A 24,612-nucleotide genomic window follows, 5' to 3' on the forward strand; every position below is an offset into this window, starting at 1 on the left:
TCAACAGGCCGTGTGCTGTTAATCGCCTCCGTGCCGACACACTCGCTGTCATTGCCACCGAATATGACTCACAAACGCGCCCACAAACTCACTTCAGGTTTAGCGATAAACGTACGGCGGTAAAAGGTCTGCCATAAACGGCCCGTTGATGCTGGCAGGGGGGAAGCAGGGCCGTTACCGGTGATGGCGGTTTTGGCGGGAGCCACGCGGTTTTTGGAAAACACAATCTGTAGAGCATAAAAAAAGCCCGCGTGTCGTACGGCGGGCTTAGCGAGTGCACTACTGTGATTATCAGAAGCTGTAGCTGGCGCTTACGGAGAAGTTACGCGGCGCACCGTACACACCGTAAGTGCCCAGATAGTCGTAATACTCTTTATCGAACACATTATTTAGATTGGCTTGAACCGCAAAGTTTTTGGTTGCCTGATAGCGGGTGAAGAGATCCACCACCGTATAACCGCTCTGGGTGATGCGCATGTCGCCGCTCGGGCCTTTGATATCCTGCCAGGTTTTATTCTGCCAGCGCGCGCCGCCGCCAACGGAAAGCTCTGGCAGCATCGGCAACTGGTAACGCGTGAATAATTTCATGGTAGTGCGCGCCTGTTCCGGGTTAACGGCTACACCGTCACCATCTTCAGCCATAAAACGGCTGGCACCAAAGGTGAGCTGTAAGTTGTCGGTGAGAGCACCATTGAGCTCAAATTCGACGCCTTTGCTTACCGTGCCGTTGACGGATTTATACGCTGTCTGGCCGCCGGAGTTCGGAATGTACTCGCCTGTCGATACGGCAACGTGATCCTGCTCGGTACGGAATACCGCCAGGGTCGCCGTCAAACGTGTGTTATACCAGTCACCCTTGATCCCGGCTTCATAGCTTTTACCGGTTGTAGGTTCCAGGAACTCGCTGTTGATATCGCGCTGGCTGGACGGTTCGAAAATAGAGGTGTAGCTACCGTAAACAGACCAGGTGTCATCAATGTCATAAATCAGACCAGCGTAGGGCGTGACGTCATCTGATTTGCTGTTACGGATCTCATCCGGCTTGCGTTCCAGATTATATTTTGCGCTCCATTCGGTATAACGCGCGCCGAGGATCAAGTGCAGCGGATCGGCTAAAGAGATACGTGTTGCCGCATACAGTGATTTCTGGCGGATCACATCGCGCTGGTAGAGCGCCCAGTCAGACCAACTCGGGTCGGCCAGCGTGTTACCGTTATATTTATGAATGTTGCCGACATCCATCAGGCCGGAATTGTCATTAACCGGGTATGAGTTGTCATAATTATTGCGCTGGCGGCTGTAGCTACCGCCGAACATCACTTCGTGCTGGCGACCAAACAAATCGTACCCACCGCGCACAAACGCATCGATGGAGTCTTGTTTGCGCTCGCCACGGTTCCAGCCGCCCCATGCGCCTTGCCACTGCGAGGCATCATACAGACCGGTGGTTTTATCCGGGTAACCGTCGATATACATCAACTTGCTGTCGAAATTTGTTTCTGCATGCATGGCGTTAACTTTCGCTTCCCAGCCGTTGTCAAAACGCTGGGTCAGGTTGGCGAAAATTTTTGAAGAGTCGACATTGGAGTAAGCCCAGTCTGCCGCCGTATTGAAACCACGGCGGAAATGCGTGCGGCTGCCGTCGCTATACAGTGACGGGAAACCGCCCCAGGTCGGGCTGTCTTCTTCACTTTCCTGATAGTCATAGCCAAGAGAAAGGGTGGTGGAGTCGGTGATATCCGCATCCACTACACCGGTGACGAATTTTTTGCGATAGTGGTTACGTTCAACCCACGAATCTTTATCCTGGTAACCGGTGATAACCCGGCCGCGCACGTTGCCGGATTCGGTCAGCGGCGCTTGCAGATCCAGCACATAGCGCTGATCGTCCCAGCTACCGTAAGTCGCGGTTGCGGTTCCTTTAAATTCTTTGCTGTCAGCATGTTTACGCACCATGTTGACATAAGCAGAGGGATTACCTGTTCCACTCATCAGACCGGCCGCGCCGCGCACCACTTCAATCTTGTCATAAATTGCCGTGTCGCCTGCGGTATCACCAAAATTCCAGCGGTTATCAAGAAATGTCGGCATATCTTCATAAGCAAAGTTACTGACGAAAAAGCCGCGCGCGAAGAAGTTCGTGCGGTGGGTATCAATGCGCGATGCGCTGACGCCAATCGTATTATCCAGCACTTGTTCGATGGTATTTAACTGCTGATCCTGCATACGCTGCTGGCTGACCACACTCACTGATTGCGGGATGTCGCGTGGAACCAGTAACAGCTTGGTGCCTGTGGTGGTGGTTTTCACGCTGTAGTCTTGTGCCTGGCTGTCAGCGGTGCTTAACGCTGCGCCATCAACCACAACCGTATCTTCAGATGCTGCAGCGGTATCTGCCGCAAACGCAGCAGAGGGGACTAAAGCCATTGCAATGCAGGCGGCAAGCAGAGACGGTGTAGCGGCTAATGAACGCGCTTCGTTCCTGGCGTGATGAGTGAAAGACATGAATAAACCCTTAATGGTGCGTTAGAGGGAAAGCCTTGCCGCGATACGTTGTCGCGTCAGGCGGGTTTTGTAATTCGTCTGGTAATAATTGCGCATGAAAATGCAAATGCGAAATATACGCATTCACTTAATGAATGTAAACAGATGTAATATTCACTACTGAAATGCCATTTCACCGTAACGCCGCTTAAATACAGGCGATTTGCACGCCAGCAAAGCGGGAAAGGTGAAAGAAAAACAGCGTTTTGGTTGAAACAACAAGAGAATCTCGATCATACTCTAGGGCACGTAATTGACGACGGCTGCGGGCTGGCTCCGCGTACATAAAAGGAAAACGTCATGGCCGAAGAAACCATTTTCAGTAAAATCATTCGCCGCGAAATTCCCTCGGATATTGTTTACCAGGACGAACTGGTTACCGCTTTTCGCGATATCTCTCCGCAGGCTCCAACCCATGTCCTGATTGTGCCAAACATCCTGATCCCAACCGTGAACGACGTGACCGAAGCGCACGAGCAGGCGCTGGGGCGCATGGTAACGGTTGCGGCGAAAATCGCCCGCGATGAGGGAATTGCAGAAGACGGTTACCGTTTGATCATGAACTGTAATCGTCATGGCGGGCAGGAGGTTTACCATATTCATATGCACCTGCTCGGCGGGCGCGCATTAGGGCCGATGCTGGCTCATAAAGGTCTTTGATATGACGAACGGGCGTGTCGCGTTATGGCTGGCAGCGCTGGCTCTGGTGGGGTGCAGCTCACGTCCAACGATCCCGGTCGCCGACGACCAGACGTTAGTGATGGAATCGAGCATTCTGGCCTCAGGGATTATTGCGCAGCCGCCGACGTTAAGTACGCAGGAACTCCAGCCTTCCGCGTCTTCACGGTTATTTAATGAACGACAGCAGCCCGTTACCGTGCATTATCGTTTTTTCTGGTATGACGCCAGAGGTCTGGAAATGCACCCGCTGGAAGCGCCGCGAACCGTCACGATCCCGGGAAATTCGGGCGTGACGCTCTATGGCAGCGCCAACTATTTGGGTGCGCACAGCGTCAGACTTTATCTTTACCTGTAAGGGGTGACTCTTGATTAAAACTATTGGACGCTACGCGCTTTTGACAACCCTGGCCGTGTTGCTTGCGGGCTGTATTAGCGATCAGCAACCTGCGCCGGTTGATCAGGCGGGTGGTGCAGGCACGCCGCAACAACCCACGCCGGTACAGCCGCAGCAACCGGTGCCGGAGGTGCCTTCTGTCCCGACGCTGCCGCAGCAGCAACCGGGGCCGATTGAGCACCAGGACCAAACGGGGCAACCTGCGCCGCGCGAGCGTCATTTTGACTGGAACAGCGCCGTTCAGCCGATGGTCGGCAAAATGTTGCAGGCCAGCGGTGCGAACGCAGGTAGCGTGCTGTTAGTGGATAGCGTCAATAACCGAACCAACGGTTCCATCAACACGGGCGAAGCAACGGGTGTGGTGCGCAACGCGTTAGCAAATAACGGTAAATTTACGCTTGTTACCGAGCAGCAACTGGCGGTCGCGAAGCAGCAACTGGGGCTCTCTCCACAGGACAGCCTCGGTACGCGCAGTAAAGCCATCGGTATCGCCCGTAACGTCGGGGCGCAGTATGTGCTCTACTCCAACGCGACCGGGAATGTCAACGCACCGGCGCTGCAAATGCAATTAATGCTGGTACAAACCGGCGAAATTATCTGGTCGGGTAAAGGTGCGGTTCAGCAACAATAAGCAGACGCGTGACGAGGTGTTGTCACGCTACTTTCCGACCTATACTCCCGTCGCCAGCCAGAATACCGGCCTCAGCGGCGGGAGTTGTCTTATTAGCGATGGGCGGCATACGCTGGTGTTGCGAAAACGGCACCAGGCGACATCATCGCCGTTTCTGCGCCAGTATCGCTTACTCCGCCGCTTGCCCGCTTCTATTGCTCCACGCCCGCGCTTATTCACCGGCGAGTGGATGGCGGTCGATTATCTACCCGGCGAGGTCTGCGCCGGGCTGCCGCATGCCGGGGTGCTGGTGCCGTTACTGTACGATTTACACCGACAACCGCTGTTTGGCTGGCGGATAACTTTATTGCCGCTGCTTGAGGGGTACTGGCAGCAGAGCGCACGTTCGCGGCGAACGCCGTTCTGGCTGCGCCAGTTAAAGCAGCTTCGCCAGCAAAAAGAGCCTGTGCCGCTACGGCTGGCACCATTACATATGGATGTCCACGCCGGAAACCTGGTGCAGAGTGCTTCGGGGCTGCGTCTGATCGACTGGGAATACGCGGGCGATGGCGATATCGCACTGGAATTGGCGGCAATATGGACGAAAAACGAAGCAGAGCGGCAGGAACTGGTGAATCACTATGCGCAACAGGCTGCTATCAATCCCGCTCAGCTGTGGCGCCAAGTCCGGCGCTGGCGTCCGTGGGTTCTGATGCTGATGGCTGGCTGGTATGAGTGCCGCTGGCAGCAAACGGGCGAACAACAATTTATTACTCTGGCGAATGAAATATGGCGTCAGTTAGCGACAAAAGAATAAGAGAGGTAAATGTGGGCCCAGTGATGTTGGATGTGGAAGGGTACGAACTGGATGCGGAAGAGCGCGAGATTCTGGCGCATCCGCTGGTTGGTGGCCTGATCCTCTTTACCCGTAATTATCACGATCCCGAGCAATTACGGGAACTGGTGCGCCAGATCCGCAGCGCTTCGCATCATCGTCTGGTGGTGGCGGTTGATCAGGAAGGCGGGCGCGTACAGCGTTTTCGCGACGGCTTTACGCGTTTACCCGCCGCACAATCTTTCGCTGCTTTGCATGGGCTGGAGGAGGGCGGTCGCCTGGCGCAGGAAGCGGGTTGGATAATGGCCAGCGAAATGATCGCCATGGATATCGACATCAGTTTTGCCCCGGTGCTGGATGTTGGGCATATTAGCGCGGCGATTGGCGAGCGTTCGTATCATGAAGATCCGGTGAACGCGTTGGCTATGGCGACGAGCTTTATCGACGGGATGCACAGCGCGGGGATGAAAACTACCGGTAAACACTTTCCCGGTCACGGGGCGGTTACGGCCGATTCCCATAAAGAGACGCCACGCGATCCGCGACCACAAGGCGAGATCCGCGCGCATGATATGACGATTTTCCGCAACCTGATTGAGCAAAACAAACTTGATGCAATTATGCCCGCGCATGTGATCTATACCGACGCGGATCCGCGTCCGGCCAGCGGCTCGCCATATTGGCTGAAAACCGTATTACGCGGAGAGCTGGGTTTTGACGGCGTGATTTTTTCGGATGATTTGTCAATGGAAGGCGCGGCTATCATGGGAAGTTACGCTGAACGTGGCCAGGCATCGCTGGATGCCGGTTGCGATATGATCCTGGTCTGTAATAATCGTAAAGGCGCAGTAAGCGTGTTGGATAACCTGTCGCCGATCAATGCACAACGTGTTACGCATTTGTATCATAAAGGTTCATATTCTCGTCAGGAGTTGATGAGTTCAGCGCGCTGGAAGGCTACTCATAACCAGCTGGAGCAGCTGCATGCACGCTGGCAGGAGCACAAAGAGGCTCGTTAATTCCTGCGGACGCGATGTCGAAGTGGTGAGGATACCATGATTATCTATTTACACGGTTTTGACTCAAACAGCCCCGGCAACCATGAAAAAGTGTTGCAGCTGCAGTTTATTGATCCGGATGTGCGTCTGATTAGCTACAGCACGCGCCATCCGAAGCATGATATGCAGCATCTGCTGAAAGAAGTGGATAAGATGTTGCAGCTCAATATCGACGAGCGTCCGCTGATTTGCGGTGTCGGCCTTGGCGGTTACTGGGCAGAGCGCATCGGTTTCCTGTGCGATATCCGTCAGGTGATCCTCAATCCTAACCTGTTTCCTTACGAGAACATGGAAGGGAAAATTGACCGCCCGGAAGAGTACCAGGACATTGCCACCAAATGCGTTTCCAACTTTCGTGAGAAAAATCGCGATCGTTGCCTGGTGATCCTCTCGCGCCAGGATGAAGCACTGAACAGCCAGCGCTCAGCCGAGGAGTTGCACCCCTATTACGAAATTGTCTGGGACGAAGAACAGTCGCATAAATTCAAGAACATCTCACCGCATCTCCAGCGTATAAAAGCCTTTAAAACCCTCGGTTAATCCCCCTTTCCGGCAGGTTATCTCACCTGCCGGCGTTATTTTATCTCTGCGTTTCGCCGGGCATTATTTTGCCTGTCGGCTACACTTGCTCATCTTTTAAGCATCAAAACTTGATGCATATCAATTTTGGTATGACCATTGAACCGTTCGTGTTATTCTCGGCGTCAATATCTGGTTGTGAGTGCGTAACTTGTTGTTAATTAAAAGCTATTTTAATAACTTTTAATTAACAATTGGTTAATATTTTAGGGGGTCACGTTGACTACACCATTGAAGAAAATTGTGATTGTAGGCGGTGGTGCTGGTGGTCTGGAGCTGGCGACGCAGTTAGGTAAAAAGCTTGGTCGCGGCAAAAAAGCGAAAATCACGCTTGTCGATCGTAACCACAGCCATTTGTGGAAGCCGTTGCTGCACGAAGTGGCGACGGGTTCGCTGGATGAAGGTGTCGATGCGCTGAGCTACCTGGCGCATGCGCGTAATCACCATTTTCAGTTCCAGCTCGGTTCTGTCGTCGATATTAATCGTGAAAGCAAAACCATTACGCTTGCTGAACTGCGCGACGAGAAGGGTGATTTGCTGGTTCCGGAACGCAAACTGGCCTATGACACGCTGGTAATGGCGCTCGGCAGTACCTCGAACGACTTCAACACGCCTGGCGTGAAAGAGCACTGTATCTTCCTCGACAACCCGCACCAGGCGCGTCGTTTCCATCAAGAGATGCTCAATTTGTTCCTGAAATATTCGGCAAACCTTGGCGCTAATGGCAAAGTCAACATTGCGATTGTTGGCGGTGGGGCAACCGGTGTTGAACTCTCTGCGGAGCTGCACAACGCGGTGAAACAGCTGCACAGTTATGGTTATAAAGGCCTGACAAACGAAGCGCTGAACGTGACGCTGGTGGAAGCCGGCGAACGTATTCTGCCTGCGCTGCCGCCACGTATTTCCGGTGCCGCGCATAACGAGTTGACCAAAATGGGCGTACGCGTACTGACCCAAACGATGGTGACCAGCGCCGATGAAGGCGGTCTGCACACGAAAGAGGGCGAATATATCAACGCCGATCTGATGGTGTGGGCGGCGGGTATCAAAGCGCCGGACTTTATGAAAGAGATTGGCGGGCTGGAAACCAACCGTATTAACCAGCTGGTGGTCGAACCAACATTGCAAACCACCCGCGATGCGGACATTTACGCAATTGGCGATTGCGCGTCGTGTGCACGACCGGAAGGTGGTTTTGTACCGCCGCGTGCGCAGGCCGCTCACCAGATGGCAAGCCTTGCTTTGCATAACATTCTGGCGCAGGTCAAAGGTAAGCCGCTGAAATCGTATGTCTATAAAGATCATGGCTCGCTGGTTTCCCTGTCCAATTTCTCGACTGTTGGCAGTCTGATGGGCAACCTGATGCGCGGTTCGATGATGGTTGAAGGCCGTATCGCACGCTTTGTGTATATCTCGCTGTACCGTATGCACCAGGTCGCGCTGCATGGGTATTTCAAAACGGGCCTGATGATGCTGGTCGGCAGTATTAACCGGGTGATCCGCCCGCGTCTCAAATTGCACTAACGCTGTTCTGCTCCCTGCGGTGTTATCTGCCCAGGGAGCAGCATATCGCGCTACAGGTGGTGTTAAACCGCTCGGATAACTCTGAATGTCGTCATTTTCCTGCCCACTATCCCTCTTTTTACGCTCTTTCTGATTGGCTTCCTTGCTTGCGAAGTTGCAAAATTGTTACCAATAGCAAACAGGGAGAGAATCCTGATGAACAAATCAATGTTAGCGGGTATCGGTATTGGCGTGGCCGCTGCACTGGGCGTTGCCGCAGTTGCCAGCCTGAACGTGTTTGAGCGCGGTCCTCAGTACGCGCAAGTGGTTTCTGCGACGCCAATCAAGGAAACGGTTAAAACACCACGTCAGGAGTGTCGAAATGTGACAGTGACGCATCGTCGTCCCGTACAAGATGAAAACCGTATTACCGGTTCTGTTCTTGGCGCGGTGGCGGGTGGCGTGCTGGGGCACCAGTTTGGTGGTGGTCGCGGTAAAGATGTCGCCACGGTCGTTGGTGCGCTGGGCGGCGGTTACGCCGGTAATCAGATTCAGGGCGGGATGCAAGAAAGGGATACCTACACTACGAACCAGCAACGTTGCAGCACCGTGTATGACAAGTCAGAAAAAATGCTCGGTTATGACGTGACGTATAAAATTGGTGACCAGCAGGGGAAAATCCGCATGGATAAAGATCCTGGTACGCAAATCCCGCTGGATGGCAATGGTCAACTGGTTTTGAATAACAAAGCGTAAAACAGAAGTACTCTGCATGTTGGCTCCTCATCGCTCAGGCTGAGGAGCCTTTTTTCATTAAAAAAGCCTCACATTTCTGCAAGGCTTTAATCAGTCAAATGAAGTCGTGTTGGCGAACCAGCAGCAGGCCTGTTATCACAATTGAGATAAACGCAAACAGTACTGAACCACCCAACAAAACCCACAGACCAAATAATAATGTTATTACTATTAACACTTTAATGAATGGTAATAGCAAAATCATCTCCATTTTCCTTCTGCATGTGTTAAGTACAGGTAAATACCCTTTATCCTCGAAAGTCGTTTAATTCAGCACTTAGGGTGAGAGCAAAGGAAAGCAAGTACATAGCTGCATCATCATGATGCTCATTAGTTGTATCATCCGGACTAATCATTAGCCGCGCAATAATCACAATTAAGAATAGCAAAGCGGGGGAAAACGCTGATAGATTTTACCTATTATTGAAATGTGATATCCCTATCACAGAGGCAAAATGAGACGGTTTCCCGTCTCATTTTTTTTCAGGCTTTGATCAAATCTGGCCACAATCGCAGGGTAGTTTGAATGATTTGCAGCAGTTTTTCACAACTTGCGCCTTCACGCGCGCTGATGGACATGCCCTGCAAGATACATCCTAAAAATTGCGCTAATGCGAGCGTGTCAACCGCTTGCGGAATTTCGCCGCGTAGCTGGCGAGCGGTGAGAAACTGACGCAGTGTCTCTTCCTGCTGCGCATGTCGGGATTTTATGGTGTTCGCAATTGCCTGTGACGATGCCGCCAGCGTCGCCGAGGTGTTGATCATAAAGCACCCGGCTGGCGTATCCGTACTGGTAAAGCACTTCGCCACGGCGGTGAAGTAATCCCGCAGCGCGCTTTCCACAGATTTTTCTTCGCACAACAACTGCGCTTCGTGCTGACGCGCGAATCGGGTGATGTAGCGATCGAGGACGGCGCGAAACAGCCCCTCTTTGTTGGTGAACTCGGCATACAGCGTCGGCGCTTTCGCCCCGGTCGCTTCGACGAGATCGGATAATGATGTGGCTTCGTAACCATGTTGCCAAAATAGTGTCATGGCTTTGTCGAGCGCCGCTTCCCTGTCGAACACTTTCGGTCGGCCACGGCTTTTTTTGGTGCAACTGCTGACTTCACTGGTCATATCGCCGCCTAACCTTTGTTAGTTTGTTGAATGACCATTATAAAAATATTCCCGACAGATAACCAGCAGCAAATTAGCACATATCGATAAATCATATCGTCATGAATTTTAAATAAATTTTGTTTTAATTAGTGATCATTATAAAAAACCATTGACGCCTGATGCAGATCACATCTACGATTTGTGTATCGATCGTTAACTTAATGTTTAACGACATCCTTCACCTGCATCCAGGAAAGACATCATGAAAAATATCACTGCGCTGTTTACTGCTGCTGTACTGAGTTCTCTCTCTTTCGCCAGTTTCGCTGCCGTTGAAGTGCAAGCTGCTCCGACAGGCCAGCAGGAAGTAGCGACCGTTGGTGTGCGTGCGAATTCCAACCTCACCTCTGTTGAAGATCAACTGGCACAGAAAGCCGATCAGATGGGCGCTAAATCGTTTCGCATCACCTCTGTGACCGGCTCCGATAACCTGCACGGCACGGCTGTTCTTTACAAATAAGCGCAACGCATTACGCCACAGTTATATAAAAAGGCCCCGCGAATTATCGCAGGGCCTTTTTTTCACCAGCAGAGCAGTTACATCACCAGCGGTGCATTTTCAGAATGTCGGGTGACATCGACCGGCATCCCGGAGCGCACTTCCATCGCATGGCTCATCACTGCTGCATCGCTGCGCGCATCATCTTTGAACGCTTGCATCGCGGCGTTCAGCACGATGGGTAACGTTTTGGGATCATCGTTAATCGATTTCGATAGCGGTTGATGCACTTCAACCAGCCGCCTGCCATCAGGTTCAACTGACGCTTTGATCGGCGTATTGATGATATTCACTGGCGTACCCGGGGAAACCTGGGCAAACAGGTTAGAAATGTCCTTGTCGCGCAGGCGAATGCAGCCGGAGCTAACGCGCATACCGATACCGAAATCGGCGTTAGTACCGTGCAGCAAATAGACGCCACCAAACGCGGCAAGGCGAATGGCGTGGTGTCCCATTGGGTTATCCGGCCCGGCAGGCATCACCGCTGGCAGATCTATTCCCTGCGCTTTATAACGCGCACGAATATTCGCGGTCGGTGTCCAGGTGGGGTTCGCGCGTTTATCAGAGACTGTGGTGACCATGGTGGGCGTCAGCGTGTCGCCGCCCAGTTGACCAATGCCGATCGGGTAAACCGTGACTTCGTTTTTACCTGGCGGATAGTAATAGAGGCGCAGCTCGGCGAGGTTGATCACAATGCCTTTGCGCGGCACATCGGGTAGCAGCGTCTGCAGCGGAATGGTCAGTACGCTGCCCGCGCGCGGGACATACGGATCAATACCGGGATTGGCCTGCAAAAGCGCAAGAAACCCCACATTGTATTGCTTGGCAATTGCCTCCAGTGAACCGCCGTCATTCTGCACGACATGAAAACGATTCTCGCCAACGAGGTTGCTGCCGGAAGGGGGTAAAGGCCAGGTATTAGCGTGTGCGGGTAGGGCGAGAGCGACAGTGGCAGTGGCGGCCAGCAGCGCGAGCCAGTGAACGAAACGCGACGTTTTTATCATTACCATAATCCATGTAAATCATAAGGTTATTGCTATAAAGCTGTGTGATGGAATTATGGTAGGTCAGCGTGTAGGGAAATCCTGGGGTATTGCAAAATATTTGTAAATGTTGTGGAAAGTAAAAAGGCCGGGTCGTGTGACCCGGCCTGGATCATTTTTGTCACGCTACCGCGTTTTCGGCGAGCTGCTGTATAAAGTGACGTACCCAATCCATACGCACTTTGCGTTCGCTGAGATCCTGCATAAATTTCAGCCGCGTTGGGCCATCGAGGCGGAAATGCTGCGGTTGTTTCTGCAGTAAGCCTATCAGCCATGTCGGGTTGACATGATTTTTCGCGTTGAACTCAATCATACCGCCTTTCTCGTTGCCTTCCAGCTTGCGGATCCCCAGTTTTTGCGCCTGCTGGCGCAAGCGGGCAATATCCAGCAGGGTACGCGCCGCATCTGGCAACAGGCCGAAACGGTCAATCAGCTCGACTTTAATCTCCTCCAGTGCGTTCTCATCTTTGGCGCTGGCGATGCGTTTATAGAATGACAAGCGCGTGTTGACGTCAGGAATAAAGTCATCCGGCAACAGCGAAGGCATACGTAATTCAACTTCAGTTTGCTGGCTGGTCAGATCTTCCAGCGACGGCTCGCGGCCCGCTTTCAGCGCATCGACCGCGTTTTCCAATAGCTCCATATAGAGTGAGAAGCCGATGGTTTCCATCTGCCCACTCTGGTCTTCGCCCAGTAGTTCTCCCGCGCCGCGAATTTCCAGATCATGCGTAGCCAGCGCAAAGCCCGCGCCTAAATCTTCCAGCGAAGCGATGGCCTCCAGACGTTTTTGCGCATCGGTGGTCATGGCTTTGGGATGCGGCGTCAGCAGCCAGGCGTAGGCCTGATGGTGCGAACGCCCGACACGTCCGCGCAACTGGTGTAGCTGGGCAAGACCGAAGTGATCGGCGCGTTCAATAATGATGGTATTGGCGGTCGGAATATCGATCCCGGTTTCAATAATGGTGGTGCACACCAGCACGTTGAAACGTTGATGGTGGAAATCATTCATCACCCGCTCCAGCTCGCGTTCACGCATCTGGCCGTGGCCGATGGCGATGCGCGCTTCTGGCACCAGTTCCGCCAGCCGGTCAGCAGCTTTCTGGATATTTTCCACATCATTGTAGAGATAGTAGACCTGCCCACCGCGCAGGATCTCACGCAGCATCGCTTCGCGAACCACCAGGTTGTCGTACTCACGTACAAAGGTTTTTACCGCCAGGCGGCGCGCGGGCGGGGTGGCGATAATCGACAGATCGCGCATCCCGCTCATCGCCATATTCAGCGTACGGGGGATCGGCGTGGCGGTCAGCGTCAGGATATCCACATCAGCGCGCATCGCTTTAATGCGCTCTTTGTGACGCACACCGAAACGGTGCTCTTCATCGACAATTAACAGACCGAGATCCTTCATCTTGACATCGCTTTGCAGCAGCTTGTGAGTGCCAATCAGAATATCGATTTTCCCCTCGGCGGCTTGCTCCAGGATCTGCGCCTGCTCTTTGGCGCTGCGAAAACGTGAAAGCATTTCAATGCGCACCGGCCAGTTGGCGAAGCGGTCGCGGAAGTTATCGAAGTGCTGCTGAGCGAGCAGGGTGGTAGGCACCAGCACCGCCACCTGCTTATTATTCTCGACCGCGAGAAACGCGGCGCGCATCGCTACTTCAGTTTTACCGAAGCCGACATCGCCACACACCAGGCGGTCCATTGCCAGCGGCTGGCACATATCGCTGAGCACCGCATTAATGGCCTGTGCCTGATCCGGCGTGGTTTCAAACGGGAAACTGTCGCAGAAAAGTTGATACTGCTCTTTGTCATGTTTAAAGGCGAAGCCCGCTTTGGCTGCGCGTTGAGCATAAATATCCAGCAGCTCTGCGGCGACATCGCGCACTTTCTCCGCCGCTTTTTGCCGCGCGCGCGACCAGGCATCGCTACCCAGTTTATGCAGTGGCGCGTTCTCTTCCGCACCGCCTGCGTAGCGGCTGATTAAATGCAGCGACGAAACGGGCACGTACAATTTGGCATCACCCGCGTAAGTCAGCATCAGGTATTCGCCTTTGATGCCGCCCGCTTCCAGCGTGGTCATTCCGGCATAACGCCCCACGCCGTGCTCCAGATGTACCACCGGCTGCCCGTCATGCAGTTCGGCGAGATTGCGGATCAGGGTATCCGGGTTGATGGTGCGTCGTGTGTCCTGGCGACGACGCGCGACGCGCTCGCCGAGCAGATCGCTTTCACAAATCAGCGTCCGGCTGCGCAACGTATCGATAAAGCCGTGTTCTGCGGAGCCGATCATCAGATATGCGCCGGGCGCTTCGGCTTCGTCGAGACGCATAATGCGTTTAGGCGCAACTTTGATGCGCGCCAGCAGTTCAATTAATGCTTCGCGACGACCTTCACTTTCAACGGAGAACACCACCGGTCCGGCGAAGGATTCCAGGAACTTACGCAGGTTATCGAGCGGCGATTTCTGCTGCGCCTGTACCGTCAGATCCGGCAACGACCGGTAACCCAGGTTAACATGCGCGGCTTTGTCGGACAGTGGTTCGGTTTTTAACTGGATGTGCGGCCATTTCTTCAGCTCGCTGTAGAGTTCATCAACGCGAAGCCACAGCGTCTCCGGCGGTAGCAAGGGGCGCATGGGATCAACGCCGCGATTCTCAAAACGCGCCTGCGTCTCCTGCTGGAAGCGTTCGGCACTGTTTTCCAGATTACCGGTGTTGACCAGCAACGTGTTCGCCGGGAAATAACTGAACAGCGGTGGTAGCGGTTCGCTGAAAAACAGCGGTTGCCAGTACTCAATCCCGGTAGGCAACGTACCTTTGCTGACTTGCTGGTAGATATGCTCTGCGTCGCGTTTGACCTCAAATTTATCGCGCCACTGGCTGCGGAACAGCTCAATGGCGTTTTTATCGGTCGGGAATTCGTGCGCGGGCAGTAAGTTAATTGCCTCGACTTCTTCCAGCGTACGCTGGGTATCGGCGTCGAACAGACGCAAACTGTCGATTTCGTCGTCGAAAAAGTCGAGGCGGAAGGGCTGCTCGCTGCCCATCGGGAAAAGATCGAGCAGCGCGCCGCGCGTGGCGTATTCCCCATGCTCCATCACCTGATCAACATGGCGATAGCCCGCGCTATCCAGTTGGCTGCGCAGTTCATCGCGCGACAAACGTTGCCCTTTTTTCATCACCAGCGCATGACCATGCAGGTAACTGTGCGGGCAAACGCGTTGCATCAGCGTATTTACCGGAACAATCAGCACGCCGCGCTGCATGGAGGGCAGTTGATATAACGTCGACAGACGGGAAGAGATAATTTCCTGATGTGGCGAGAAACTGTCATACGGCAGCGTTTCCCAGTCGGCAAGGTTCATCACCAGGTTATCGGTAAATTGACCAATCTCATCTTGCAAGCGCAGCGCGTTTTGCATATCCGGCGCAATCAGCACGACCGGGCCAGGATGGCGCTCAATGATTTCCGCAACTTCGGTGGCGCAGGCAGCACCTGTCAGTTCGCCAAACTGGCGCTGGTCGCCTGCTTTGACAGGCAGGGAATAACGGTATTGTTCAGGCATGGGGATATCAAGATCTCGTTATGGATATGCCCCCGTTATGGGGGCATATCCCTGATACGCAATACCATTATTATCTGTGATTAGGCGGCTTTAGCCAATACGACGCGCAGGATTAACGCGCTTGCACCGTCGTGAGATGTTTCGTTGGCGGCGTGAAAAAGAGATCGGCGAACAGCGCCGACGACAATTTTCGAACCATCAGCCCAGCCAGCGTACAAATCAGCAACGTGGCGAACGGATAGACTAACAGCAGCGCCAGTTCGACTGTTTGCGGCCATGCGCCCGCGTTCATCGGTTTGAGTAGCGCAAGGCTGATGGCCTCAATCAGAATGCGATGCGTGGTGTAAATCGCCAGCGTATTAGAGCCGACCACGTTCAGCAGGCTCTTTTCGTTGGGTGGAAAGCGCTGCTCCAGCATCTGGAACAAACGCATAATACCCACAATGGAAAGCAGGCACAGCGGCAGTGGCATATTGAACATCCACAACCCGAAAGCCACCACGGCCGCCAGCGCGAACAGCAACCCGTAACGGCGGAGCGACACGGTTTTGACCCACTCCATTACGCTTGCCCCATACCAGGCTCCGAGCGAATAGAAAATCATATTGCGCACCACGCTGTTCATCCCCCACCACGGCAGCGGCAGGTAATTAATCGCCAGGCTTGCCAGGATCATCAGCGCTAATACCGGCATTTTCCAGTTGCTGAGCAGCTTACAAAGCGTGAAATAGACCACCAGCGCATAGAGATACCACAGGCTGGTGCTGGCGGTGAGCATGCCCTGAAGAAACTCGCGCCAGTTCTCCGCATAAGCCGCGTTGGCGGCATTACTCAGATCGCGTTGCGGAGCGAGCCAGTCATTAATCTGGCTTAGACCAGCCCATTGCAATACGCCCCACAGCGCCAGTACATAGACGATGCTCCAGATACGCTTATCGAGCGTATCTTTCCACGGTACATCGTCTATATATCGGCGAATAAGATAGCCGGAGATAAAAAAGAACACCGGCATACGAAACGGTGCGAGATAAAGGTTGAAATAAATCCAGCACTTAGAGAGCGTTTGCGACCACGGATGCTGGAAAGTCGAAAGGTGCGGGTAAAACGTGATGACTGAGTGATAAACCACGACCAGACAAATACATAACCCCTTGATTTGATTAATCCATAATGCTTTCTGTTTCATTAACACGTTTGCCTGTTTTGCCAAAATTCTGGTCGTTGATCCTGGTCAGGCTGGAGGGCGATGTATTGGGGAAGTGTCTGTATTTGTTCATTTTCGGATTAAGGTGAGGGGGGAGTTAACGGTCAACAGCCGTACAAACAAACGGAAATGGAAACTGGCCGATGGTTGTTTATTGGTTTGATTTCACGGAATTTTTCCTTATCTGTCTGACGAATACTTACCGTTTCACTCATTTACGCTCTGTGCTTTCGCTTATATACTCCTCACTCTGCTATCAGCAACCAGACGGATTTCATGTACCAGCCTGTCACTCTTTTCATAGGCCTGCGCTATATGCGCGGGCGCGCAGCGGACCGCTTTGGTCGCTTTGTCTCCTGGCTGTCAACCATTGGCATCACCCTCGGTGTTATGGCGCTGGTAACGGTGTTATCGGTGATGAATGGCTTTGAGCGCGAGCTGCAAAACAACATCCTGGGGCTGATGCCGCAGGCCACTCTCACCACGCAAAACGGCTCACTGAATCCAGCGCAACTCCCGGCAAGCCAGGTCAAATTGCAGGGCGTGACACGTATCGCGCCGCTCACTACCGGCGATGTGGTGCTCCAGAGCGCGCGCAGCGTGGCGGTTGGCGTGATGATGGGCATCGATCCAGCACAACCCGATCCGTTGACGCCGTACCTGGTCAATGTCAAACAAAGCGACCTGCAAGCGGGCAAATACAACATTATCCTCGGTGAGCAACTGGCTGGTCAGTTGGGCGTGAACCGTGGCGATCAAATTCGCGTGATGGTGCCGTCCGCCAGCCAGTTTACGCCGATGGGCCGCTTGCCGAGCCAGCGTCTGTTTACCGTAGTGGGTACATTTGCGGCGAACAGCGAAGTCGACGAATACCAGATGCTGGTCAATATTGATGACGCTTCACGCCTGATGCGCTACCCGGCGGGCAATATTACCGGCTGGCGTTTATGGCTGAACGAGCCGCTGAAAGTCGATGTGCTCAGCCAGCAAAAATTGCCGGAAGGCACCAAATGGCAGGACTGGCGCGATCGTAAAGGCGAGCTGTTCCAGGCCGTACGGATGGAAAAAAATATGATGGGGCTGCTGCTGAGCCTGATCATCGCCGTTGCGGCATTCAACATTATTACCTCGCTGGGTTTGATGGTGATGGAAAAGCAGGGCGAGGTAGCCATTTTACAAACCCAGGGCTTAACCCCCCGTCAAATCATGGCCGTGTTTATGGTGCAAGGTGCCAGCGCCGGGATCATTGGCGCGTTGCTGGGGGCCGGGCTGGGCGCGCTGCTCGCCAGCCAGTTAAATAATCTGATGCCGATTATTGGTGCCTTCCTTGATGGCGCAGCGCTGCCGGTGGCGATTGAACCGCTGCAGGTGATTGGTATTGCGCTGGTGGCGATGGCCATCGCGCTGCTCTCTACGCTTTATCCTTCCTGGCGCGCTGCCGCCACTCAACCCGCTGAGGCTTTACGTTATGAATAAGATCCTGTTGCAATGCGACAACCTGTGCAAACGCTATCAGGAAGGCAGTGTGCAAACCGACGTACTGCACGATGTCAGCTTTAGCATGGCGGAAGGGGAGCTAATGGCGATTGTCGGCAGCTCCGGCTCCGGTAAAAGTACGCTGTTGCACCTGTTAGGCGGGCTGGATACACCAACCTCAGGAGATGTGATTTTCCGTGACCAGCCGATGAGCAAACTCTCCTCGACCGCTAAAGCGGAGCTGCGTAACCGGGAATTAGGCTTTATCTACCAGTTTCACCATCTGTTGCCGGACTTCACCGCGCTGGAAAACGTGGCAATGCCGCTGCTGATTGGCAAAAAGAAACCGGCGGAAATTAATGAACGTGCTCTGGAAATGCTGCGCGCGGTTGGGCTTGAACATCGCGCCAGCCACCGCCCTTCCGAGCTTTCCGGCGGCGAACGCCAGCGTGTGGCCATTGCCCGCGCGCTGGTCAACAATCCGCGCCTGGTACTGGCGGATGAACCGACCGGGAACCTCGATGCGCGTAACGCGGACAGCATTTTTGAACTGCTGGGCGAACTGAATAAAATGCAGGGCACGGCTTTCCTCGTGGTGACACATGATTTACAACTGGCGAAACGCATGAACCGCCAACTGGAAATGCGCGATGGTCGCCTGAACACTGAAGTCACCCTGATGGGGGCCGAGTAATGGCCTCACCCCTCTCTTTACTGATTGCGCTGCGTTTTAGCCGTGGTCGCCGTCGTGGCGGCATGGTGTCGCTGATTTCGGTGATCTCCACCGTTGGCATCGCGCTGGGTGTGGCGGTGCTGATTGTCGGTTTAAGCGCGATGAACGGCTTCGAACGTGAACTGAACAACCGCATTCTGGCGGTGGTGCCGCACGGTGAAATCGAGCCGGTGAATCAGCCGTGGACGAACTGGGACACGGCGCTGGAAAAAGTGAAAAAAGTGCCGGGCATTGCCGCCGCCGCGCCCTATATTAATTTTACCGGGCTGGTGGAAAGCGGTGCCAACCTGCGCGCGATTCAGGTGAAAGGCGTTGACCCGGCGCAGGAAACGCAGCTCAGCGCCTTGCCGAAATTTGTACAGGGCGACGCCTGGCAAAATTTCCGTGCCGGTGAGCAGCAGATCATTCTGGGTAAAGGCGTAGCCGATGCGCTGAAAGTGAAGCAGGGCGACTGGGTTTCTATCATGATCCCCAACTCCGATGACGCGCATAAACTGCTGCAACCCAAACGCGTGCGTTTGCACGTGACGGGCATTCTGCAACTGAGCGGCCAGCTTGATCACAGCTATGCAATGATCCCGATGCAGGATGCGCAGCAATATCTGGATATGGGCGCAAGCGTTACCGGTATCGACATCAAAGTAAATGATGTGTTTAACGCCAACAAACTGGTGCGCGACGCGGGTGAAGTGACCAACAGCTACGTCTATATCAAAAGCTGGATCGGTAAGTACGGCTACATGTACCGCGACATCCAGATGATCCGCGCCATAATGTATCTGGCGATGGTTTTAGTGATTGGCGTGGCCTGTTTTAACATTGTCTCGACGCTGGTCATGGCGGTAAAAGACAAGAGCGGTGATATTGCCGTGCTGCGTACGCTTGGGGCGAAAGATGGGCTTATCCGCGCCATTTTCGTCTGGTACGGTCTGCTGGCGGGCCTGCTTGGCAGCATCAGCGGTGTGGTGATCGGCGTTGTCGTGTCATTGCAATTAACGCCAATCATTAACGTGATTGAAAAGTTGATCGGCCATCAGTTCCTGTCGGGAGATATCTACTTTATCGATTTCCTGCCATCGGAGCTGCACCCGCTGGATGTTGTCTATGTGCTGGTGACGGCGCTGGCGTTGAGTCTGCTGGCAAGCTGGTATCCGGCGCGCAGGGCGAGCAATATTGATCCTGCAAGGGTGCTGAGCGGGCAGTAATTCCGCGTGGAACGGGCCACAACGAAGGAGTGGCAATGAATTACGGATTTGATATCGGCGGCAGTAAAATCGCGTTGGGCGTTTTTGACGCCAACCGGCGCTTACAGTGGGAAAAGCGCGTCGCCACCCCGCACGACAGCTATGAAGCGTTTCTGCGCGCCATTGCCGATCTGGTTGCCGAAGCAGATGCGCATTTCGGCGTCAAAGGCAGCGTCGGCGTCGGTATTCCCGGCATGCCGGAAACTGCCGACGGTACGCTGTATGCCGCTAATCTTCCCGCCGCCAGCGGTCGACCGCTGCGCGCCGACCTTACTGCGTTGCTTGAGCGCAATGTGCGTATCGACAACGACGCCAACTGCTTTACGCTCTCCGAAGCCTGGGACGATGAATTCCGCCAGTATCCGCTGGTGATGGGGTTAATCCTCGGTACTGGCGTTGGCGGTGGGCTGGTGGTCAATGGCAAATCCATCCCTGGTCGTCGCTTTATCACCGGTGAGTTTGGTCATATCCGCCTGCCGGTGGATGCACTGGGGCTGATGGGCTTTGATTTCCCGCTGACTCGCTGCGGCTGCGGAAAAATCGGTTGTATTGAAAATTATCTCTCTGGTCGCGGTTTTGCGTGGCTGTACCGACACTTCTATCATCAATCCTTGTCAGCGCCGGAAATCATAACGCGCTGGGAACAGGGCGATGCGAAGGCGCTGGCGCACGTGGAACGTTACGTGGATTTGCTGGCGGTATGTCTGGGTAATATTCTGACTATCGTCGATCCGGATCTGCTGGTGATTGGCGGCGGTTTATCGAATTTCAGCGCGCTGACCAAGCTGTTGCCGGCGCGCATTGCGCCGCATCTGTTACCGGCAGGCGATGTACCGCGTATCGAACGCGCGCGCCACGGCGATGCGGGTGGGATGCGCGGCGCGGCCTTTCTTCACCTCACTGACTAATCTGAGAGGATGCTATGCAATCGCGACGTTCACATCGTCTCAGCCGTTTTCGCCGTAACAAGCGCCGTTTGCGCGAGCGCTTACGTCAGCGAATTTTTTTCAGAGACACAATGGTGCCAGGCGTAATGGAAAAACCAAGAGTCGTCGTTCTGACGGGAGCGGGCATTTCCGCTGAATCCGGTATTCGAACCTTCCGCGCGGCAGATGGGCTGTGGGAAGAGCATCATGTTGAAGACGTGGCGACGCCGGAAGGTTTCGCTCGCAACCCGCAACTGGTGCAAACCTTCTATAACGATCGACGCAGGCAACTGCAACTGCCAGATATTGTGCCTAATGCCGCGCATCTGGCGCTGGCGAAGCTCGAGCAGGCGCTGGGCGATCGCTTTTTGCTGATCACGCAAAACATCGACAATCTGCACGAACGCGCGGGCAATAAAAACATTATCCATATGCACGGCGAGCTGCTGAAAGTGCGCTGTTCGCAAAGCGGGCAGGTGCTGGCGTGGACGGGCGATGTCACGCACGATGACAAATGCCACTGCTGCCAGTTCCCGGCACCGCTGCGTCCGCATGTGGTGTGGTTTGGCGAAATGCCGCTGGGGATGGACGAGATCTACAGCGCGCTGGCAATGGCGGATGTATTTATCGCGATTGGCACATCCGGGCATGTTTATCCGGCTGCCGGGTTTGTGCATGAAGCGAAACTGCAGGGCGCGCACACCGTAGAGCTGAATCTCGAACCGAGCCAGGTCGGCAGCGAGTTTGAAGAGAAACATTACGGACTGGCAAGCCAGGTCGTGCCGGAATATGTCGAAAAGCTGCTGAAAGGGCTTTAACGATCACCGCCATCCTTTTTCGCTAAGAGGATGGCGGTTTAGCGCGCTTTTTGCTGATCTGTTCACCACGCGCCAGCGTGACTATCGTGAAAATCGCCGGTAAGTTCCCCGTAAGACAACGCCCCTGATGATAGCGTTTCCACCGCTAACAGGAGCCTCATCATGGTTGTTGTGCCACGTTGTGTTGTCGCAGCAAGTCTCGTCTCTGTTGTCTTTGCCGCCCAGGCGGAAGAACCGCCGGTTTGGGGAATTGGCGTCGGCGTCATTAGCACGCAAAAGCCTTACCAGGATAGTGACCGTCAGTACACCCCGATCCCGATTCTGCATTATGAAAACCGTTATTTCCGTTTTTTAGGCACGGCGGCTGAAGTTAAATTGCCCGCGCTGCATCTGAGTGAAACCCAACAGCTCAATATCGGTCTAATAGCCCGTTACGATGGCGCAGGTTATTCGTCCGATGATGCCGATATCCTCAAAGGGATGGACAAGCGCAAAGGGGGATTCTGGGGCGGAGCGGGCATTGAGTGGCAAAACCCGGTGGTGGATCTGTTTGCCGACTGGACGCACGATCTTTCCGGCCACAGCAGCGGGCAGCGTTTACGCCTGGGCGCAGAAAAAAGCTGGCATCTGAGCGAGCAATTTACGCTGACGCCGCGCCTGGTCGCCAGCCGTTATAACAGCAGCTATGTCGATTATTACTACGGCGTGCGCCGCAGCGAAGCACGTCCGTGGCGGCCAGCGTACCGTGCGGATGCGACGATTAACACCGAAATGGGCGTACGCAGCCTGTACGCGTTCAATGAGCACCACTCGCTGATGGTTGATGTGGAAATGACGCTACTGGCGTCAGAAATTAAGGACAGCCCGCTGGTGGACAGGACTAACGAAAACCGCATTTTTATGAGTTATCTGTACTATTTCTGATGAGCCGAATATTACTGATTGAAGATCACGACCATCTGGCGCGCCTGATTGCTAAAGGCTTGGCGGCGGCGGGGATCGCTGCGGATATTGTCGGGCGCGGCGATGCGGCCTGGACGGCGATAGCGCAGGTCTCCTACCAGGGGCTGGTGCTCGATCGTGGCTTGCCCGATGGTGACGGTATCCAGTTGTTGTATCGCCTGCGCCAGGCGCAGGTCGCGATCCCCTGTTTGATCCTCACCGCCCGCGATGCACTGCACGATCGCGTCGAAGGGCTGGAGGCGGGCGCGGATGACTATCTCGCCAAGCCGTTTGCCATGGAGGAACTGGTGGCGCGCGTGCGTGCCTTGTTGCGCCGTCCGGCGCAAAGCCAGCCGCTGCAACCGGCATGGGGCGATTTAACCCTGTCGCCGGAAACCAGCCTTATGCAGTGTGGCGAACAGCACATTGCGCTGGCGCCCGCTGAGCTGCAAATCATGTTAGCGCTGGTGGGCAAGCAGGGCGGCGTCGTGCGCCGCAGCCGGATGGAAGCCGCCGGATGGGGCTTAAGCGATGCGGTGACGCCAAACGCGCTCGACGTCGCGCTGCACCGGTTAAGGCGTAAGTTAACGGCGATTGGGTCGCGCTTGCAGATTGTTAACCTCAGAGGATTAGGCTATGCCATTCGGGAAAAAACGTTGGCTGAATAGCCTTGCGCTGAAGATCCTGCTGGCGTTTATTGCCGGAGCGCTGCTGAGTATCGCGTTGCTGGTGCTGCCCGGGCGGCTGGTGAAAGAGCGTTTACCGGGGATGGATCTTTCTGACTACACCCACAGACTGGCTCAGGAATTACAGTTTGACTTGCGCGGACAGCCGACCGGGTTCAACAACGGCGACCAGTATCCACTGTGGATCTACCAGAGCATCACCGATGATGTGGCTTATCGTGTGCTGGATGACGAAGGGCGAGTTGTGCTGATGTCGCCCGGCGCGCAGCACTGGCCGACGCTGGCACCGCAAGTCTCACGAGAGTTTAAATTTACGCTTAACGGCATGATTTACGATGGCGCGACCGAACCGTATGTTCTTGCAGGCAAAACCTGGTGGATCCAGATGGTCGCCAGCTCACGCATTATCGATTTTCTGCATCGCGGTTTTGCCTTACCGTTTATCCGCTTTGGTATCGAGTTGTTCAGCCTGGTGCTGCTGGTGGTCTTCGGGCTGTGTGCGTGGGTGACGCTGAAATATTCCCTGAAGCCGCTGCGCAATGTTTCAACGGAGGCGGCGCTTATTTCGCCGCGATCGCTGGATGCCCGTCTGCAAACGCACGGGGTACCGACAGAGATCTCCCCGCTGATTGACAGTTTCAACCAGGCGCTGGCGCGACTGGAGAAGGGGTATCGCAATCAGCAGGATTTTCTGGCGAAGGCAGCACATGAGTTAAAAACGCCGCTGACGCTAATACGCGCGGAAGTCGAGCTGATGGATCAACAACTCGACGCACGCGAGCTGTTATTGTTGCAGGTCGAGCATCTGGCGCGTCAGGTTCAGCAGTTATTACTGCTGGCAGAGGCCAGCGAACCGCTTAGCTACCGGTTTGCTCCGGTTGATGTACCAGCGATTGCCCGTGATAGCGTGCAGTTTCTTCAGCGTATCGCTTCAGATGCGCAGGTTTCGTTGACCTTATCAACGGCAGATGAGCCGCTGCGCTGGCGCGCCGATCGCGGGGCATTATTTACCCTGCTTAAGAATCTGATCGAGAACGCTATCCAGCACGCGCCGCCCGGTACGGCAGTGCATATAACCGTCAGCGAGAAGGGGTTCACGGTGCGCGATGTCGGGCCGGGCGTGGCGGAAGAGGAATTGCCCTTGCTGTTTTCGCGCTTCTGGCGCGGCGCGCATCGACGCGATAGCGGGGCGGGATTGGGGCTGGCGATTTGCCATGAAATTGCGCTGGCACACGGCTGGACGTTGCAGGCAGAAAATGCCAGACCGGGGTTGCTTCTGACGGTGTCGACCGGGTGAGCGACCCGGTCGACGA

Annotated in this window: 22 protein-coding genes; 17 read left to right on the top strand and 5 right to left on the bottom strand. The window is 54.5% G+C overall.

Features of this window, described 5'->3' with window-relative positions; translation table 11 throughout:
• Positions 1-291: 291 nt before the first annotated feature.
• Entirely contained in the window at positions 292-2,505 is a 2,214-nt protein-coding gene (gene fhuE, locus ACFX4U_RS00350; RefSeq protein ID WP_313509675.1) for a ferric-rhodotorulic acid/ferric-coprogen receptor FhuE, read from the bottom strand.
• Positions 2,506-2,844: 339 nt separating this feature from the next.
• Here fhuE and hinT point away from each other — a divergent pair, with 339 nt between their 5' ends.
• From hinT to ACFX4U_RS00390, 8 genes are all read left to right on the top strand, one after another.
• Entirely contained in the window at positions 2,845-3,204 is a 360-nt protein-coding gene (gene hinT, locus ACFX4U_RS00355) for a purine nucleoside phosphoramidase (RefSeq protein ID WP_020457459.1), read from the top strand.
• Position 3,205: 1 nt separating this feature from the next.
• On the top strand, positions 3,206-3,580 hold the full coding sequence (locus tag ACFX4U_RS00360) for a YcfL family protein (RefSeq protein WP_200552867.1): 375 nt from the start codon (positions 3,206-3,208) through the stop codon (positions 3,578-3,580).
• A 10-nt stretch (positions 3,581-3,590) separates the two neighbouring features.
• Positions 3,591-4,250 carry a penicillin-binding protein activator LpoB gene (lpoB, locus tag ACFX4U_RS00365; protein WP_313509670.1) on the top strand — a complete coding sequence of 220 codons (660 nt, stop codon included), beginning with the start codon at positions 3,591-3,593 and terminating at the stop codon, positions 4,248-4,250.
• Positions 4,231-5,046: a thiamine kinase gene (gene thiK, locus ACFX4U_RS00370; protein WP_313509667.1), complete on the top strand. Its 816-nt coding sequence runs from the start codon at positions 4,231-4,233 to the stop codon at positions 5,044-5,046. Before lpoB ends, thiK begins: the two co-directional genes overlap by 20 nt.
• Positions 5,047-5,057: 11 nt before the next feature.
• Positions 5,058-6,083, top strand: a complete 1,026-nt coding sequence (gene nagZ / locus ACFX4U_RS00375) for a beta-N-acetylhexosaminidase (protein WP_313509664.1) — start codon at positions 5,058-5,060, stop codon at positions 6,081-6,083.
• 36 nt (positions 6,084-6,119) lie between these two features.
• The gene (gene ycfP / locus ACFX4U_RS00380) at positions 6,120-6,662 is read left to right on the top strand and encodes an alpha/beta hydrolase YcfP (protein WP_020457464.1); all 543 of its coding nucleotides are present in this window, start codon (positions 6,120-6,122) and stop codon (positions 6,660-6,662) included.
• Between the two features lie 258 nt (positions 6,663-6,920).
• Entirely contained in the window at positions 6,921-8,225 is a 1,305-nt protein-coding gene (locus ACFX4U_RS00385; RefSeq protein ID WP_200552871.1) for an NAD(P)/FAD-dependent oxidoreductase, read from the top strand.
• A 195-nt stretch (positions 8,226-8,420) separates the two neighbouring features.
• On the top strand, positions 8,421-8,960 hold the full coding sequence (locus ACFX4U_RS00390; RefSeq protein WP_065368729.1) for a glycine zipper 2TM domain-containing protein: 540 nt from the start codon (positions 8,421-8,423) through the stop codon (positions 8,958-8,960).
• Positions 8,961-9,482: 522 nt separating this feature from the next.
• On the opposite strand, the gene ACFX4U_RS00395 is transcribed toward ACFX4U_RS00390, so the two are convergent.
• On the bottom strand, positions 9,483-10,118 hold the full coding sequence (locus ACFX4U_RS00395) for a TetR/AcrR family transcriptional regulator (protein ID WP_065368728.1): 636 nt from the start codon (positions 10,116-10,118) through the stop codon (positions 9,483-9,485).
• Positions 10,119-10,362: 244 nt separating this feature from the next.
• Between ACFX4U_RS00395 and ACFX4U_RS00400 the strand changes: the two genes are divergently transcribed.
• Positions 10,363-10,620, top strand: coding sequence for a DUF1471 domain-containing protein (locus ACFX4U_RS00400; RefSeq protein WP_313509649.1), 258 nt, complete (start codon positions 10,363-10,365; stop codon positions 10,618-10,620).
• A gap of 77 nt (positions 10,621-10,697) precedes the next feature.
• Here the strand turns inward: ACFX4U_RS00400 and ACFX4U_RS00405 are convergent, their stop codons facing one another.
• From ACFX4U_RS00405 to ACFX4U_RS00415, 3 genes are all read right to left on the bottom strand, one after another.
• Positions 10,698-11,663 (bottom strand): L,D-transpeptidase family protein, encoded by a 966-nt coding sequence (locus ACFX4U_RS00405; protein ID WP_313509646.1) that lies wholly within the window; start codon positions 11,661-11,663, stop codon positions 10,698-10,700.
• Between the two features lie 160 nt (positions 11,664-11,823).
• A complete protein-coding gene (gene mfd, locus ACFX4U_RS00410; RefSeq protein ID WP_380217712.1) occupies positions 11,824-15,270 on the bottom strand; it encodes a transcription-repair coupling factor in 3,447 nt (1,148 codons plus the stop codon).
• A 112-nt stretch (positions 15,271-15,382) separates the two neighbouring features.
• Complete coding sequence (locus ACFX4U_RS00415) at positions 15,383-16,456, bottom strand: acyltransferase family protein (protein ID WP_313509641.1); 1,074 nt, start codon at positions 16,454-16,456, stop codon at positions 15,383-15,385.
• A gap of 294 nt (positions 16,457-16,750) precedes the next feature.
• On the opposite strand from ACFX4U_RS00415, the gene lolC reads away from it, so the two are divergent.
• From lolC to ACFX4U_RS00455, 8 genes are all read left to right on the top strand, one after another.
• Positions 16,751-17,950 carry a lipoprotein-releasing ABC transporter permease subunit LolC gene (gene lolC, locus ACFX4U_RS00420; protein ID WP_305736374.1) on the top strand — a complete coding sequence of 400 codons (1,200 nt, stop codon included), beginning with the start codon at positions 16,751-16,753 and terminating at the stop codon, positions 17,948-17,950.
• Complete coding sequence (gene lolD, locus ACFX4U_RS00425) at positions 17,943-18,644, top strand: lipoprotein-releasing ABC transporter ATP-binding protein LolD (RefSeq protein ID WP_017456448.1); 702 nt, start codon at positions 17,943-17,945, stop codon at positions 18,642-18,644. The genes lolC and lolD overlap by 8 nt, the downstream gene beginning before the upstream one ends.
• Positions 18,644-19,888, top strand: a complete 1,245-nt coding sequence (gene lolE / locus ACFX4U_RS00430) for a lipoprotein-releasing ABC transporter permease subunit LolE (protein WP_313509639.1) — start codon at positions 18,644-18,646, stop codon at positions 19,886-19,888. The genes lolD and lolE overlap by 1 nt, the downstream gene beginning before the upstream one ends.
• A gap of 35 nt (positions 19,889-19,923) precedes the next feature.
• The gene (nagK, locus tag ACFX4U_RS00435; protein WP_313509636.1) at positions 19,924-20,835 is read left to right on the top strand and encodes an N-acetylglucosamine kinase; all 912 of its coding nucleotides are present in this window, start codon (positions 19,924-19,926) and stop codon (positions 20,833-20,835) included.
• 14 nt (positions 20,836-20,849) lie between these two features.
• Entirely contained in the window at positions 20,850-21,671 is an 822-nt protein-coding gene (gene cobB / locus ACFX4U_RS00440; protein ID WP_305736371.1) for a Sir2 family NAD+-dependent deacetylase, read from the top strand.
• A gap of 162 nt (positions 21,672-21,833) precedes the next feature.
• The gene (locus tag ACFX4U_RS00445) at positions 21,834-22,595 is read left to right on the top strand and encodes a MipA/OmpV family protein (RefSeq protein ID WP_313509633.1); all 762 of its coding nucleotides are present in this window, start codon (positions 21,834-21,836) and stop codon (positions 22,593-22,595) included.
• Positions 22,595-23,281 carry a response regulator transcription factor gene (locus ACFX4U_RS00450; protein WP_305736369.1) on the top strand — a complete coding sequence of 229 codons (687 nt, stop codon included), beginning with the start codon at positions 22,595-22,597 and terminating at the stop codon, positions 23,279-23,281. Before ACFX4U_RS00445 ends, ACFX4U_RS00450 begins: the two co-directional genes overlap by 1 nt.
• Positions 23,250-24,596 carry an ATP-binding protein gene (locus ACFX4U_RS00455; RefSeq protein ID WP_313509632.1) on the top strand — a complete coding sequence of 449 codons (1,347 nt, stop codon included), beginning with the start codon at positions 23,250-23,252 and terminating at the stop codon, positions 24,594-24,596. The genes ACFX4U_RS00450 and ACFX4U_RS00455 overlap by 32 nt, the downstream gene beginning before the upstream one ends.
• Positions 24,597-24,612 lie beyond the last annotated feature (16 nt).

This window comes from Kosakonia sp. YIM B13588, assembly GCF_042788165.1.
Lineage (GTDB): Bacteria > Pseudomonadota > Gammaproteobacteria > Enterobacterales > Enterobacteriaceae > Kosakonia > Kosakonia sacchari.